At 60.6% G+C, this 13,562-nt stretch carries 14 protein-coding genes and 1 pseudogene; 10 read left to right on the plus strand and 5 right to left on the minus strand.

All coding sequences use genetic code 11. From position 1 onward, the window contains the following. Genes B9Z03_RS01580 through B9Z03_RS01590 form a run of 3 tightly spaced genes read right to left on the minus strand, consistent with a single transcriptional unit; the run spans position 1 to position 1,429 of the window. On the minus strand, positions 1 to 300 hold the full coding sequence (locus tag B9Z03_RS01580) for a VirB3 family type IV secretion system protein (protein WP_085462594.1): 300 nt from the start codon (positions 298 to 300) through the stop codon (positions 1 to 3). Positions 301 to 303: 3 nt separating this feature from the next. Then, on the minus strand, positions 304 to 597 hold the full coding sequence (locus B9Z03_RS01585; RefSeq protein WP_085462694.1) for a TrbC/VirB2 family type IV secretion system protein: 294 nt from the start codon (positions 595 to 597) through the stop codon (positions 304 to 306). A gap of 55 nt (positions 598 to 652) precedes the next feature. Further along, complete coding sequence (locus B9Z03_RS01590) at positions 653 to 1,429, minus strand: lytic transglycosylase domain-containing protein (protein ID WP_244561622.1); 777 nt, start codon at positions 1,427 to 1,429, stop codon at positions 653 to 655. Between the two features lie 248 nt (positions 1,430 to 1,677). On the opposite strand from B9Z03_RS01590, the gene B9Z03_RS01595 reads away from it, so the two are divergent. From B9Z03_RS01595 to B9Z03_RS01630, 7 genes are all read left to right on the plus strand, one after another. Next, positions 1,678 to 2,280: a hypothetical protein gene (locus B9Z03_RS01595; RefSeq protein ID WP_085462596.1), complete on the plus strand. Its 603-nt coding sequence runs from the start codon at positions 1,678 to 1,680 to the stop codon at positions 2,278 to 2,280. After that, positions 2,277 to 2,813, plus strand: a complete 537-nt coding sequence (locus tag B9Z03_RS01600) for a thermonuclease family protein (protein ID WP_085462597.1) — start codon at positions 2,277 to 2,279, stop codon at positions 2,811 to 2,813. The genes B9Z03_RS01595 and B9Z03_RS01600 overlap by 4 nt, the downstream gene beginning before the upstream one ends. Beyond that, on the plus strand, positions 2,810 to 3,505 hold the full coding sequence (locus B9Z03_RS01605) for a thermonuclease family protein (protein ID WP_085462598.1): 696 nt from the start codon (positions 2,810 to 2,812) through the stop codon (positions 3,503 to 3,505). The genes B9Z03_RS01600 and B9Z03_RS01605 overlap by 4 nt, the downstream gene beginning before the upstream one ends. 1,154 nt (positions 3,506 to 4,659) lie before the next feature. Next, a complete protein-coding gene (locus tag B9Z03_RS01615) occupies positions 4,660 to 5,286 on the plus strand; it encodes a response regulator transcription factor (protein WP_085462600.1) in 627 nt (208 codons plus the stop codon). Positions 5,287 to 5,290: 4 nt separating this feature from the next. Beyond that, positions 5,291 to 5,992, plus strand: a complete 702-nt coding sequence (locus B9Z03_RS01620; RefSeq protein WP_085462601.1) for an FkbM family methyltransferase — start codon at positions 5,291 to 5,293, stop codon at positions 5,990 to 5,992. Positions 5,993 to 6,065: 73 nt separating this feature from the next. Then, on the plus strand, positions 6,066 to 6,527 hold the full coding sequence (locus B9Z03_RS01625) for a hypothetical protein (RefSeq protein ID WP_244561623.1): 462 nt from the start codon (positions 6,066 to 6,068) through the stop codon (positions 6,525 to 6,527). Next, complete coding sequence (locus B9Z03_RS01630; RefSeq protein WP_085462603.1) at positions 6,524 to 7,765, plus strand: ATP-binding protein; 1,242 nt, start codon at positions 6,524 to 6,526, stop codon at positions 7,763 to 7,765. Before B9Z03_RS01625 ends, B9Z03_RS01630 begins: the two co-directional genes overlap by 4 nt. Before the next feature lie 23 nt (positions 7,766 to 7,788). On the opposite strand, the pseudogene B9Z03_RS30130 reads toward B9Z03_RS01630, so the two are convergent. Next, a pseudogene (locus B9Z03_RS30130) lies at positions 7,789 to 8,317 on the minus strand (ATPase, T2SS/T4P/T4SS family); the annotation flags it as partial. A 341-nt stretch (positions 8,318 to 8,658) separates the two neighbouring features. Here B9Z03_RS30130 and repA point away from each other — a divergent pair. The 3 genes from repA to repC all read left to right on the plus strand — a co-directional run bounded on the left by repA (position 8,659) and on the right by repC (position 12,583). Further along, positions 8,659 to 9,879, plus strand: coding sequence for a plasmid partitioning protein RepA (gene repA, locus B9Z03_RS01640; RefSeq protein WP_085462604.1), 1,221 nt, complete (start codon positions 8,659 to 8,661; stop codon positions 9,877 to 9,879). Positions 9,880 to 10,042: 163 nt separating this feature from the next. Then, entirely contained in the window at positions 10,043 to 11,047 is a 1,005-nt protein-coding gene (repB, locus tag B9Z03_RS01645; RefSeq protein ID WP_085462605.1) for a plasmid partitioning protein RepB, read from the plus strand. 195 nt (positions 11,048 to 11,242) lie between these two features. After that, positions 11,243 to 12,583: a plasmid replication protein RepC gene (gene repC, locus B9Z03_RS01650; protein ID WP_085462606.1), complete on the plus strand. Its 1,341-nt coding sequence runs from the start codon at positions 11,243 to 11,245 to the stop codon at positions 12,581 to 12,583. An 11-nt stretch (positions 12,584 to 12,594) separates the two neighbouring features. Here repC and B9Z03_RS01655 read toward each other — a convergent pair whose 3' ends face one another. Next, positions 12,595 to 13,527 (minus strand): recombinase family protein, encoded by a 933-nt coding sequence (locus B9Z03_RS01655; RefSeq protein WP_085462607.1) that lies wholly within the window; start codon positions 13,525 to 13,527, stop codon positions 12,595 to 12,597. Between the last annotated feature and the right edge of the window lie 35 nt (positions 13,528 to 13,562).

The following is a 13,562-nucleotide window of genomic DNA, read 5'->3' on the forward strand; positions in this document are numbered from 1 at the left end:
TCATGGCCCGTACGAGTTGGTGCGCCAGAACAGACGGTTCGGCGTGCGCGGTGTGCGGCGGCCGACAATCTGCGCAAGATCGAGAATCCGGATGTCGCGGCTGCAGAAGGCGAAGAGAGCGAGATAGATCAGCGGTGCGATCAGCGCCGACCAGAAGCTCGTGCTCACGAGGAAGGCGATCAGCGTGAAGCCGACGATGATATAGAAGGCGTTGAGAGGTATGCCCCACATCATTGGCGGCCGTGTCAGGCCGATCACCAGTGGCGTCAGATGCGGCTTTTCGTCGGTGAACTCGGGCATGGCTCAGTTCCCTACGGCAGCGATCATCTCGTCGACGATCGCCGGCGCGCCGAAGACCAGGCCGATGCCCAGAACGACTGCGCCGGCGGTAAACCAGGAGAGACGTCCGGCGAAAGCGAGAAAGCCGAGCGCGATCACCGCTATGATGGCGAGAAGCCGTCCGAACGGCCCGGTAATAAAATCGACGATCATCTGGACCGCGGTTTCCAGCGGCGCAAAGGCGCCAGAGGATTGCGCGAATGCCGGCTCCGCAAACACCAGACAGATGGCCAGCATCGTGGTGAATGCAATCGGCATTGGCACCGGCCGAGCAGTGGGCGAATAGGAAATGGCGTTCATGGGTAACCTCCGGCTAAAAATGCATGACACCGCCGACCCATTGGCGGCGTTCGCGCGTCGTGATGACTCCGCGGGCGGGGCTCGATCGCTGCTCATCGGCAACGTCACCCTGTTTGCTCGCAGCCGCACCGCTTCCCTCAAGGCCCATCTGGATGTTGAGGACTTCGGCGACGTACCGCAGAGTTTCCTTGAAGGGCGGCATGCCGCCGTGCTCGCGCACACGTCCCTCGCCGGCATTGTAGGCAGCGGCGACGAGGAGGGGATTGCGGAACTCGTCGGTCAACTCGCGGAGGTAGCGGACTCCGCCCTCGATATTCTGTTCCGGATCACAGATATCGGTCACACCGAATCGCTCGGCCGTCGCTGGCATGAGCTGCATTGGCCCACGCGCACCTTTGGGCGAGTTGCGCAGCCGATCGAGCCGGCTTTCGGCGGTCACAACCGCGACGGCGAATTCCGCGTCGACATTGTGCCGCTGCGCCGCCTCGATGACGAGACGGGCGATCTCGGCAGGCGTCGCCGGCGACGGCCCGCACTCCGGCATTCCGGACAGAGCGCCACCATCAAAATGATCGTTGTTGAATTCGAGCCCGGCGGCCTCGGCTGCTGGCACGCCGATCGGCTCGGGTGCCTCGTGCCGGAGAACGATCTGGCCACCCGCGCCCAACACATAGTCGTCCTGCATCCGCGCCCAACGAGCTTCGGCAACCGTGTCGGTCGAGGACGGGACGTCATCCCCTTGCCGGTCTGTCTCGGCGTTCTGGTGCTGGAGAAGTGTGGGTGCGGCCAATTCGGACGCCGATGCTGCCCGGCCTGGGACAACGCACATGCTCGTGAGGACTGTCACGGCTAGAAGCGGCGCTATCGATGGTGATTTTGCTTGGCTTCCCATGGGTCCGCATCCAATGCCTTGACACGACAGATGCTCAAATGGTTAGGCGACGGAAAAAACAATGTCAATTTGATTGTGATTTTTCTTGCAAAGGGAAAGGAGGCAGGTCAATGTCGAGCACAGTGACAACCTGGAGGCGACATCGAATGAGACGAGCGGCCGGTTGCCTGGCGGCGATAAGCGCATGCCTGCCGGCCTTTGCGGCCGGGCCGGTGGACGAAGCCTATATCCGTTCACTCGCGGCACCCGGGAAGACCGTCCTGGTCATGGAATACTATGACGGCCAGGGGAAAGTATCGGAGCGCAAAGGCTATGCGTCGGCTTCTGGGTTCAACACCGTGTCGCCTACTGACTTCCGCGTCGACGCCAATCTGACGGTGCACCTCTACGGGATCGAGCCGTGCAAGGGCGACATGGTCAATCGCAAGGAAGACTTTGCCGGGTCCTGCGACGACTACGCTCGCCAGGGTCTGGCAACGCTCCTCCAGTCGCCACGCGTGATTTACTGCCGCGCTTTTGTCAGTGAGACCGGCGCGCGGGCGCAGGACGCCACCTGCTACGGCTACTACCACTACCCCGGCAGTATGGACAGCGTCGACATGTTCGAGGAGCAGCTGGTTTCGCTCGGCACTCACCGCATCGCAAAGCGGCCGGACGGGACACCCGCAAGAGCCGATCTGAAAGAGGCCGAGGACATCGGTCGCCGCGGCTACGGGATGTGGGCTGATCCAAGGGTTGCGGGCCAATGAAGTCCCCTGCCCTCTTCTTGTCACTGACCGTTGGCTTGACGCCGGCAACGGCCGCACCGCCGGAGGGCTACTTCGAACTGAAACCAGGCGTGACGCTCGAAAGCGGAGACAGTTGGCAGGACGACGGCCGACATTTCCGTCTCTTCGGCGTGCAGGCCTGTCTGCGCGGTACAGTTTACACCGATAGGTCGGGCGCTCATCGTGACTGCGGGGAGGCATCCCTGGCGGTTTTTGCCGCCTACATCGCAGATACGCATCCCGTCTGTGCGCAAGTCGCGCAATCGGCTGGAACGATCTTCGTGTCCTGCTACGCAACGATCGGCACCGACCGGCTGGACCTCGCCAATCTAATGATTTCCTCAGGCTTTGCCTTCGCCTCCCTCGATGGGCGCGGCTTGCCCCACCACGCTCCCTATGCCGTGGTGGAGCAGGGCGCCCGGGAAAAGAAGGTCGGTCTCTGGCAATTCGACGATGTCCAGCACCCGGCGCTGCTGCTCGGTCAAAGGGCTGCCGGTGGAGGGACCGCGCCATGACGTCGGGTGCCGTCAGGTCGAGCATCGTGGCTCTGCTGATGACTGCGCTGCCCTATCCGGCGCAATCGGCAGACGTCCTGCACGATCAGACACGATCCTCCGTCAAAGCAGGATCGGTTCCCGCCTTGAGCGCGGTAACAAGAATCTCTGGCCGGACATCTGTCATCGATGGCCGAACGCTTTGGTTCCCGATCGGCCAGCACAAGGTACGGCTGGCCTGGATCGACGCCTGCGAGCTGCCGCAATGGTCCTACGATCCTCGCCGTCACGGCGAAGACGCAATCCCGAAGCCAGTGCCATGCGGTCCTCTTGCGAAGGCGTGGCTGAAGCGCATGGTTGGCAACGCCCAGGTCAGTTGCCTCGTGCAGGCTTACGACGGCGATGGAGGCCTCCTCGGACGTTGCACGGTGCGCGGACGCGATCTTGCGCTGGAAATGCTGCGTGTCGGCTGGGCCCGGGTGACCTCGCCGGCGCCGGCCGAATATCTGACCTGGCAGAACTACGCCATGTCTGCCCGGCACGGCATGTGGGCAACCTATGTGCTCGATATGCCTGAGTGGCGACGCAAGGCCGTGGACCGGACGCTCGCAAGGCCACCGATCGCGGATTTCAATCTGCTCGCCGAACGCGAGAGCGAGATTTCGCCTCCGTTTGAGGATGTACGCAAGCGTCCGAGGCGAACAGATCGATAGGCTCGTTTGAGGAGACATCCTTTGAACCCGCTCAGGCGTATAGCGATTGCAGCGGCCCTGTCCGCAGCCCCGTGGTTTTGGCTCGGCGATCGCGCCGAAGCGAGCGAGTGGGGATGCGAAGTCCTTCTCTGCGCCTCGTCATCCGATCCATCCTGGCGGGGCGTACCGGCGTGCCACCCACCGATGTATCGGCTGATCTCGGCGATGCGAGGCTGGGGATTTTCGTGGCCGACCTGCCCGGAAGCCGGCACCGGAAAGCCAGGCTATGAAGCGTACCACGAATGCCCTGCTGGATGGAGCGTTGGATCAAGCAACCAGGACCACGGCGCTGGACAACCCGACCTCTGCGCACAGGTTCGAAATACGTGCCCCTCAGGCTTCGGTGGGCGCGATGGTTGCGAGCAGACCCTCACCATGTCTAGGCGAATGCGTGAGGATCCGTATTACTTCGACATCACCCATGACGATGGCAACGTCACGCGGCATTGGTTCAATCTGAAGCGATAGCTCCCGGCGTGCGATGCCTCCTGGCTCCGACTACCTGCTAGACTAGCGGCCAGTGCTGCGCCTATCTTATGGACGAGGCCGCTGACTTCCTGAGACAGTCGGATAGGCTGTCCCGATGAGGTTGCAGAGTGTCGACAACTTTGGCGACGTCATCCGATTGAATGGGCGTCCCGTCCGCAATCATAGTGGCCATGAGATAGACCAGTTTACAGCGAGCGTCATCCTGGGTTGCGGGAACAACCAGAATCACCTTCGACAAAGCCCGTTGCTCGCGCCATCGCATGAAGATCAAATTCAGATAACGCAGAAGTGACCAGCCTGGCCATGTCAGCCCTTCGAGCGCTGTCCGTTGCGCGCGCGCTCGTCGATGACCGGCGATTGCCGGCGAAATTGCCCTTCTTGACCGATCGAAACGTCCGCTCATCTTCTCTCAACCAAGAAGATTCCGGAATGTGCTTCCCGGATCACCAAGCCGCCCTGGGCTCCTAGACTGTTCCTGACATCCTGCGCGATGGTGCGCTAGGGATGGGTGTCTCCCGTTTTTCACCGAGGGGGATGGGACCATCCCTATCAATTTCTGATCGAATGTCGTTTGTTGATTCACGGCATGGGCAGGGCACAACGAGGATCGAACTCGGAGTTCTCCTATGCGCAAAGCCTTGGTCGTCGAAGATCAGAATCTGATGCGCCAAGCCCTCATGGCCGAACTGCAGGCCGGCTTGGACGATTGCTTCATCTCAGGCGCACAAACGTTCGCGATCGCCCAACGCTTGCTGGCCGAAGATCATTTCGATCTCGTTGTGACCGACCCAGGCCTGCCCGGCTTCGATCCAACGTCACGTCGGGACCGTCTTTTGGTTGTCGAGACCGTGATCCGATCCGCACCGACGGCTATCCATATTGTCGTCACTGGATCAGACAGCAACGATGAAGCGATCGCGTGTCGTGCCCTTGGGGCTTCAGCCTATGTTGCGAAAACAGGTTTGTCGCCCGGAACGTTGTGCGAGATTCTTGGCGAGGTAGCGCAAGATGCGTTCCCGTTGCGCTATTCGGTATCCGACGCCCAAACTCTGGAAGTCAATATTTCAGGGCTTACACCTCGTGAAGGGCGCGTCATCGAGCTGTTGCTCGGGCGAAGGCCAGAGGAAACAAGGCGAGAGATATTTGAGAAGATGGCGAAAGAGTTCAATATCGATCCGTCGAGTGCCGAAAGATATTACAAACAGGCACGTGCAAAGCTCTTGAAGCTTGGTCCCTTGCCGAAGGGGCTTTGATAACATGAGTCTTGACGTACACGGTATTCAACTCCCCATCGACGCGGCGGACGTATCGCCGGAAATTTGGTCTGCCCTGATCAGTGGGCAATACGAGGCCAACGAAGCCCGCAGGGTCCGACGAGCGATCCAACCGAACGATCGGGTCCTAGAACTGGGCGCCGGCTTGGGGGTGGTCACATCGATCATCGCCTCGATAGAAGGCGTTCGGGTTTGGAGCTTTGAAGCAGATCCTCGAACAGCGGGTTTGGCTCAACGCGTGATCGACATGAACTGTAGCGACAACGTTACGCTGACAAATGGCATCTTGGCTGCCGGGCCGCCAATCAGGGTTGAGTTCTTCCAAAGGAGCGACTTCTGGATGTCCTCTCGGTTTGCCGAGCAGGGCCCATACGAGCAAGTCATCCAGGTCCCCTCTTCCGACATCGATACCTTTCTCCGAGCGCACGATATCAATGTCCTGGTCATGGATATCGAAGGCTCCGAACTCGAGCTGGCACAGCATGCAAAGCTCGCCGGCGTCGAACGCATTTTCCTCGAACTGCACGATCATCTTTACGGCCTCGCTGGAGTCCAGGCGATCAGTGACGCGCTTGCGCGCAAGGGGCTGATCTATGATCCGCGAGGATCAAGCGGTCCTTGCGTGCTCTATTCTGTCGACGACGGTGAAAGACAGTTCGATGCGGAGATTGCACATGCGACTTAGAACTCTCGCTGTATGCCTCAGCGGCGCCGTCGGATCCATTCCAGTTGCATTTGCCGCCTACACGGATCCAACCGTGCTCACCATCGAGGACGCTACACGCGAACCCGCAGCTCGGTACAACGTCGAGCAGCTGAGGACTGAATACGAAAACGTGGCGATCGAAACGCGCACGCCGTGGACCAAGGAGGGAGAAACCGTCACGTTCCGGGGACCGAGAATCCTCGACGTTCTCCGTAAGCACGAACTCGATGCGAACGCGTCGGTCCAATTCATCGCTTACGACAATTTCACGTCGGAGATCACGCTGGACGAGATCCGCTCCTACGGTCCGATTTTCGCGATCGATCGCGGCTGCACCGATGCGGACCGTGAATCGAAGAGGTGTTCGCAGGACCAGGCTTTCACGCCGCTCGCTCCCGAAGAACAGGGTCCAATTTTCCTGGTATGGCCCTATGAAGAACTTCCGACGGCATACGTGCCGGCCCGCAATTCCATTTGGGTCTGGTTCGTCGTCGCGGTTCGACCGGTGCAATGACCCCCCTGACCGGCATCAAAGCTGCCCTGCCCTTCGTCGCGATCGGTGCAGCGCTGGTCCTTTCAGTTTGGGCCTTCTTTCGCTCCGAGCACTACCGAGCAGAGTCAGATCTGAATTATAGCCAGAACTATGAGATCCAATGGCGAACAACTCAAATCAGGGAGCATCTTGCTCGCATCCATGGTGATCTGAAACTATCGGCCGCTACAGGACGACTATCAAGCGACCTGTCGCGCCAGACCTTCTTGCTCGATGCGAACGTCGGCCAGCTGCTGAAGCTCGACTATGCCCCGAAATTCCTGCGCGATCGGGATATGCAACTGTTGAACGAGCTTCACACGATCGCTCAGACCCACCTCGATCCCTTAGTGAAAGGCTCTACAAATTTCGGCGCTGCGCTGAAGGTTATGCCCGGTTTGGAGCAGCGCATGTTCGAGGTCTCGGGCACGGCAGTCGCGCACGCAGAGGCGCTGAACGCGGCCTCGCACATCGGTGCGGCCGCCTCAAGGAACAGGTTCCTATTTGCTGCTGCGCTTACGCTCGCGGCCGCTTGCTACACCGTTCTTCATCTGCGAAATGCATTTGCCCGGCGCCGAGACCAGCAACTCAGTTCGTTCTCGACCCTTTTCGCGCATATGACACGTTCACGCGTCACTGCCTTGAGGTTTTTTCTCGACTACCAAAGTGAAGAAACTGTCCGATATCCCGAAATGCTCGCTGCAGCACGCGAGGCCGTCAAGCAGCTCGAAACCATTACGACTGGTCTGAACACTGTAGCCTACGCCGACGCTGAGGTGCGTTGCAAAAAACTTTCGGAAACGCTCGAGGACCTGAAGGCCAGCCGACACACAGCGCTGGAGCTTCGGATCGCGCGTGATGCTGGCGCTGCAAGTCTTCCCGCAGCGCAAATGTGGCTTGTGCTCGATGAGATTCTCCAGAACGCGGAAGCCGCACTTGGCGAAGATCCTGATGGATTGGTCAAGATTGTCGCACGGATTGCAGACAGGCCGTTAAAGCGGCAACGACTGCTGCTGCTTGAGATCATCGACAACGGGCCGGGTATGCCGGCAGATGTACTGGCCCGTGCAAGGATGCCGTTCTTCTCGACCAAAGCTGGAAGGCATACCGGACTCGGCCTGGCGGGGTGCGCGCAGATGGTTTCAGCCTTGCGCGGGACACTCACGATTGCGTCGCGGCCTGGACATGGAACGGCGGTGCAGATTTCACTTCCGATCTAGCACCGCCAGCACCGAGCACGCCGCTGACTCTTCGAAGCGTCCTCAAGGATGACAATGCGGTCCTCAGGTGCAGGCTCGACGATTTCCGAGATCACCGCGTTGGCGAGCGTGGTCTTGCCCCGATCTCGTCCCGCCGGAGATCACGATGTTGAGCCGGGATTCAATCGCGTTGCGAATGACGTCGGCTGACGCTCCGTCATGATGTTGGAAGACACATAGTCATCGAGGGGGATCAGCCTCGACGCACGTCGGCGGATCGTGAAGGTCGGCCGAGAGACGATGGGCGACAGCAATCCCTCAAACTGATGCCCGCCGATCGGCAGTTCGTCCTGATGATGGGCTGCTCGTCATCTGCCCCAGGATTGCAGCTGATGACGATCTCGCCCGCGGCCGAGCTCATCTCGCCAACGGTGACAAGCCGTGGCCGAGACATTCGATGAACAGCTGGCCATCTGGATTGAGCATGATCTTGACGACACGTGCGTCGTCAAGCGCGACACAAATCTGATCACCAAACGTCCGGTTCCGTTGGACGGGGGCAAGGGGCCTGATTTCGGCTAAGGTTGCGACTAGTGAAACTGTGAGTGATTCTACGGTGAGAGGGTTCCGAGTCGGCCGATTTCGCCCTTAGCGCGCGACCAGCATGCGCCGAGCAGCCGCTTGAGCCTAGTAGAAGTGTTAGCGACAGCTTGGTACTCTCGCGCCCCAAGCAGATCGGTAACACATTGAAAAGACAGATAGAAAAGGCGGAGCAGCCTCTCCGACCCTCGCTCTGCTGGCGGTTCGTGTTAAGGACTCGTTAACCATTAAGTTCTTGCGCCAGCATGGTTTGTTGGTATCGTCACGGCAAAATGGCGATTGCGTCCAAAAATCCGTGATGAAAGAAACGAAGCGTGAGCTTGGCAACTCGACTTGATAGAACATTTCTCGCAAGCGTGGACGAGACGATTGGCGCGCAGGCGGAATTGCTGAGTTCTCAACTGCAAGCGATGAGCGAGGCGCTCTTCCCCCCGTCATCGCAGAAGATGTTGCGCAGGTTCACGTCGGGAGAGGCCGCCAAACTCGTCGGCGTGTCAGATTCGACGCTGCGAAAAATGACGTTGGCTGGCGAAGGGCCGCAACCCCAAACGACGAGCAACGGGCGTCGTCTCTATACTCTGTCGGATATCAACGCGATCCGCCGATATCTCGCCCAATCGACGCGCGGACGCGATGCGCTCGAGTTTGTTCCGCACCGCCGTCCGCATGAGCATCTCCAGGTGCTCGCGATAACGAATTTCAAAGGCGGGTCCGGGAAAACGACGACCTCCGCGCACCTCGCTCAGTATCTAGCATTACATGGGTATCGGGTCCTGGCGATCGATCTTGATCCGCAGGCGTCGCTTTCGGCCCTGCTGGGTGTGCTGCCGGAGGTGGATGTCGGCGCAAACCAGACACTCTATGCGGCGATCCGATACGATGACGACAAGCGGCCGCTCGCCGAGGTCATTCGTCCAACCTATTTCGACGGCCTTGATCTGGTTCCCGGCAATCTCGAACTGATGGAGTTCGAGCATACCACGCCAAGGGCGCTCACTTCCGGAAACAGCGCGGGAGGAACGATCTTTTTTGCGCGGGTCGCTGCGGCTCTCGACGAGGTGGCGGAGCGGTATGATGTGGTCGTTATCGATTGCCCTCCTCAGCTCGGTTTCCTGACGCTGAGTGGACTGTGCGCGTCGACAAGTATGGTCGTCACAGTACATCCGCAGATGCTGGACGTCTCGTCGATGAGCCAGTTCCTACTTATGACGCGCGATTTGCTTGGCGTGGTGAAAGATGCCGGAGGCGATCTGAAGTTCGACTTCATCCGCTATCTCCTGACACGTTTCGAACCCCAGGACGCGCCGCAGACAAAAGTGGCCGCCCTGCTCCGAAACCTTTTTGATGACCATGTGATGACGAACCCGATGGTGAAATCGGCGGCGGTCTCCGACGCCGGACTGACCAAACAGACGCTCTATGAAATTGGTCGGGAAAACCTCACACGATCGACGTACGACCGGGCGATGGAGTCGCTGGATGCCGTCAATGCAGAGATCGAGGCGCTGGTGAGGCAGGCATGGGGGCGGCGATGACAGCAAGGAGCAGCAATCGCCGAGACGATGCAGCGGCAGCCAGTTTGTTGGGAGCTCCCAACAACCGAACGGCCCGGGCCTTGGCGGCGCCTGAGACTATGCGTGTTGGGAACTCCCAACAGGCTCGCCGGCCCCTCCCCCTTGCTTCCGCGCGGAGAATGCCATGAGCCGCAAGGACGCAATCAACAACCTCTTCCTGAAGCGGCCGGAAGCTTCCGGCACAGCGACGCCACGGGGCAGCGAGAGAGTGCGCACCGGCGCCATCTCCGCAATGGGGGCATCGCTCCAGGAAATGTCGGAAAACGCAAAACAGGCGGCCCAACTTCAGAAGCAACTCGCCGAAGGGGACGCGATCGTCTCGATCGACCCGAAGAAGATCGATCACTCACGTATCACCGACCGAATTCCGACGGAGGTCGATCTCGCCTTTGATCAGCTCGTAGCAAGCATCGCCGAGAATGGCCAGCAAGTGCCGGTTCTCGTTCGACCAAGCCCGGATACTCCAGGACGCTACCAGATAGCCTACGGGCGTCGGCGGCTTCGTGCCGCCGAGAAGCTGGGTCTTGGGGTCAAGGCAATCGTTCGAAACCTCTCGGACAGCGATCTCATCGTCGCGCAAGGACGGGAGAACCTAGATCGCAAGGATCTCTCGTTTATCGAAAAGGCGTTCTTCGCGCGAAATCTCGAGGATGACGGCTGCGACCGACATACGATCATCTCGGCGCTAGCGACGGACAAGGCAGACATCAGCCGTTACATCGCAGTAGCGCGTCGCATGCCGGACGTTCTCGTGAAGAAGATTGGACCGGCACCGAAGTCGGGCAGGGCACGTTGGCTTGCCCTGGCCGACAAGCTTGAGCAACAGGCAGCTCTGGCTACGGCCGAGCGCGCGCTGGACGATCCGTCGCTCCGTAGCGCGGACAGCGACACCAGGTTCGATGCGGTCCTCAATGCTCTCCAGAGCCGGAAGCCGAAAGTTCGGCCGAGCATAGGCGTCTGGAAAGCCCCCGGTGGCAAGCGCGGCGCTCGCATCGAGGCGAAGGACGGTCGCACAGCGCTCGTTTTCGAGGAGAAGACCGTTCCCGAGTTCGCGCACTTTGTTGCGGGCAAGCTTGACGATCTCTTCAACGAGTTTCAGGCGAATGGGTCCGGAGGTGAAAAGCCATGAGATAAGCGCCGCGAGATGACCGTGTCATCCGTAAAACCGGCGGCAAAGAAAAAGGCCCCCGAAACAGGTTCCGGAAGCCCTTCTCGTAGTGTGGTAGCTAGAGAATCGCATTTCCCGGAATCACCGTCAAGAGTCTTTGTACTCTGCGCCGTTTCGGCGAGCGGATTTCTTTTGCCTAACAAAAGGTAAAGGGAAATGCAAACCCATACTGCAACGACGCCCTTCGGGCGGCGGCCGATGACACTCGGCCTGATTTCAAGCCAAGTGACGGCCAAGAATATCGATCGGGACGCCAAGGCCTCCAAATGGCAGGTGTTCAGGGATATCCGCGACGCCAAGGAGATCCTAGGGGCGACAGATCGCGCCCTCTCGATCCTAGATGCCCTGCTGACATTCCATCGCGACGACGAGCTCACCGGCGAGGGCAACCTGATTGTCTTCCCGTCGAACGAGCAGCTCATTCGCCGTGCCAACGGCATGTCGCCGGCGACGCTGCGCCGTCATCTGGCCAACCTTGTGACCTCGGGCTTGATCATCCGCAGGGACAGCCCCAATGGCAAGCGCTTCGCCCGGAAAGGGCAGGGCGGAGCGATCGAGCAGGCCTACGGATTCGATCTCGCGCCGATCCTGGCGCGTGCTGCGGAGTTTCGGGAGCTGGCCGAAGCCGTGGCGGCCGAGCGCAAGGCGTTCCGAGTGGTCAAGGAGCGGCTGACTATCTGCAGGCGCGACGTGACCAAGATGATCGATGCCGGCGTCAACGAGAGCGTGCCCGGCAACTGGCGTGGCTTTCAGCGCCGCTATGAGGCGATCATCGCTCGGCTGCCGCGGACGGCGCCTCGCCAGGTCCTTGAGACGCTTGCCGACGAACTGGAAGCCCTCTGGGCCGATGTCCATCAGACGTTGGAATCATTCGTCAAATCAGAAGATTCGAACGCCAATGAGTCTCATACTGAGCGCCACATACAAAATTCAAACCCAGATTTTAATCCTACCGGTGAAAATGAATACGGCTTAGGAGATAAAGATGAAGCGAGCGGCACCGCCGAACAGACCGACAACGTGCGGAGCCTGCCAAGACGGGATCTGCCGTTGGGAATGGTACTGAGCGCCTGCCCGGACATCGTGCCGTACGCCGAGGGCCGGCAAATTCGGACTTGGCGGGACTTGGCCGCAGCCGCCGATCGAGCTCGGCCAAGCATGGGGATCAGCCCAAGCGCCTGGCAGGAGGCGGCCGAGGTCATGGGCCCGCAGCATGCGACGATTGCGCTGGCCGCGATCCTGCAGCGGGCCGAGCACATACGCAGCCGCGGTGGCTATCTGCGCGATCTGGTGGAGCGTGCCCGGCAGCAGAAATTCTCGGTCTGGCCAATGATCACGGCGTTGCTCAACGCCAGAATGGGAGCGTTAGAAAAGGCCGCGGCGTCAGGGGGCGCTGGAAGTACGCGCGGAGGGCAGGTCGCTGAACCCCGGGATGGAGCCAGTTCGCTGGAGATCAGCAGCGCGCTGCGCGACAGCATGAAGAAAAAGGGCTGGTGACGATGTCTCGGCTACTCGGCGGATGGGTCTCCGATGAGCCCGGAGCGGCGCGCTCGGTCGATCAGGTTCTTGACGGAGGAGGGCGACCATTTCGAGCCGCCGCGAGGCGTCCGTTCATGCAAGCGCTCGAGCTGGGCTGCGATCTCACGCAGCGTCAGGTCCGGGTTCGAGGCGTGAATGCCGGCCACCAGGGTCATCAGCCGGCCTTCGGGCACGCGGGGAGGAGACTTCCTGAGCAAGCCCGCATCGGCGAGATGCTCAGCGACAAGCCACTTCACGGCGCGCCGTAGGCGTTCCGGCGTCCAGTCAAGACCGCGCTGCTTCAGCACGCGAGCTATGTCGTCCCAGGTGTGGTCGGGGCGCATCCGGCGCACCGTAGGAAGCCACTGGCTGGCCGTGCCCTGGATGCGTGCGCCGAAGGCAGCCTTTTGGGCGGCCGTCACCTTCGCAAGGGCTTCCGGCCGGCGCTCGCGGATTCCAGGGTTACCGGGCAGCTTGCCTTTGGACTTCGCCGCTTTGATCCCGGCCTTTGTTCGCTCGGAAATCAGCGCCCGCTCGAGCTGGGCGACCGCGCCGAGCACCTGCAGAGAGAACATGCCCTGCGGCGTCGTGGTGTCGATCGGATCCCGTAGCGACCGAAAATGGGCGTTCCTGGCGGTCAGATCCTCAATGACCTCTAGTAGGTGGCTGACGGATCGCGCCAGGCGGTCGAGACGCACCACGACGAGCGTGTCGCCTGCGCCGATCTCGCGGACAAGCTTGGAGAGGGCGAGGCGGACGCGGGAAGCGCCGGAGCCGTGCTCCTGGATGATGGTGTCGCAGCCGGCGGCGCGCAGCTCGATCTCCTGCGCTTCGGTTGCCTGCTCACCGGTAGAGACGCGCGCATAGCCGATTTGCCGGCCCTGTGGTCGACGGGAAACGCGATTTTGCGTGTCAGCGGCCATCCGGAGCGCCTGAGAGTGCGTGTTGTGGGCGTTTT

The organism is Mesorhizobium australicum (assembly GCF_900177325.1).
GTDB lineage: Bacteria > Pseudomonadota > Alphaproteobacteria > Rhizobiales > Rhizobiaceae > Mesorhizobium_A > Mesorhizobium_A australicum_A.

Coding starts and splice junctions, on each gene's coding strand:
- B9Z03_RS01580 (WP_085462594.1), bottom strand. CDS start 300: ATGCCCGAGTTCACCGACGAAAAGCCGCATCTGACGCCACTGGTGATC.
- B9Z03_RS01585 (WP_085462694.1), bottom strand. CDS start 597: ATGCCGATTGCATTCACCACGATGCTGGCCATCTGTCTGGTGTTTGCG.
- B9Z03_RS01595 (WP_085462596.1), top strand. CDS start 1,678: ATGAGACGAGCGGCCGGTTGCCTGGCGGCGATAAGCGCATGCCTGCCG.
- B9Z03_RS01600 (WP_085462597.1), top strand. CDS start 2,277: ATGAAGTCCCCTGCCCTCTTCTTGTCACTGACCGTTGGCTTGACGCCG.
- B9Z03_RS01605 (WP_085462598.1), top strand. CDS start 2,810: ATGACGTCGGGTGCCGTCAGGTCGAGCATCGTGGCTCTGCTGATGACT.
- B9Z03_RS01615 (WP_085462600.1), top strand. CDS start 4,660: ATGCGCAAAGCCTTGGTCGTCGAAGATCAGAATCTGATGCGCCAAGCC.
- B9Z03_RS01620 (WP_085462601.1), top strand. CDS start 5,291: ATGAGTCTTGACGTACACGGTATTCAACTCCCCATCGACGCGGCGGAC.
- B9Z03_RS01630 (WP_085462603.1), top strand. CDS start 6,524: ATGACCCCCCTGACCGGCATCAAAGCTGCCCTGCCCTTCGTCGCGATC.
- repB (WP_085462605.1), top strand. CDS start 10,043: ATGAGCCGCAAGGACGCAATCAACAACCTCTTCCTGAAGCGGCCGGAA.
- repC (WP_085462606.1), top strand. CDS start 11,243: ATGCAAACCCATACTGCAACGACGCCCTTCGGGCGGCGGCCGATGACA.
- B9Z03_RS01655 (WP_085462607.1), bottom strand. CDS start 13,527: ATGGCCGCTGACACGCAAAATCGCGTTTCCCGTCGACCACAGGGCCGG.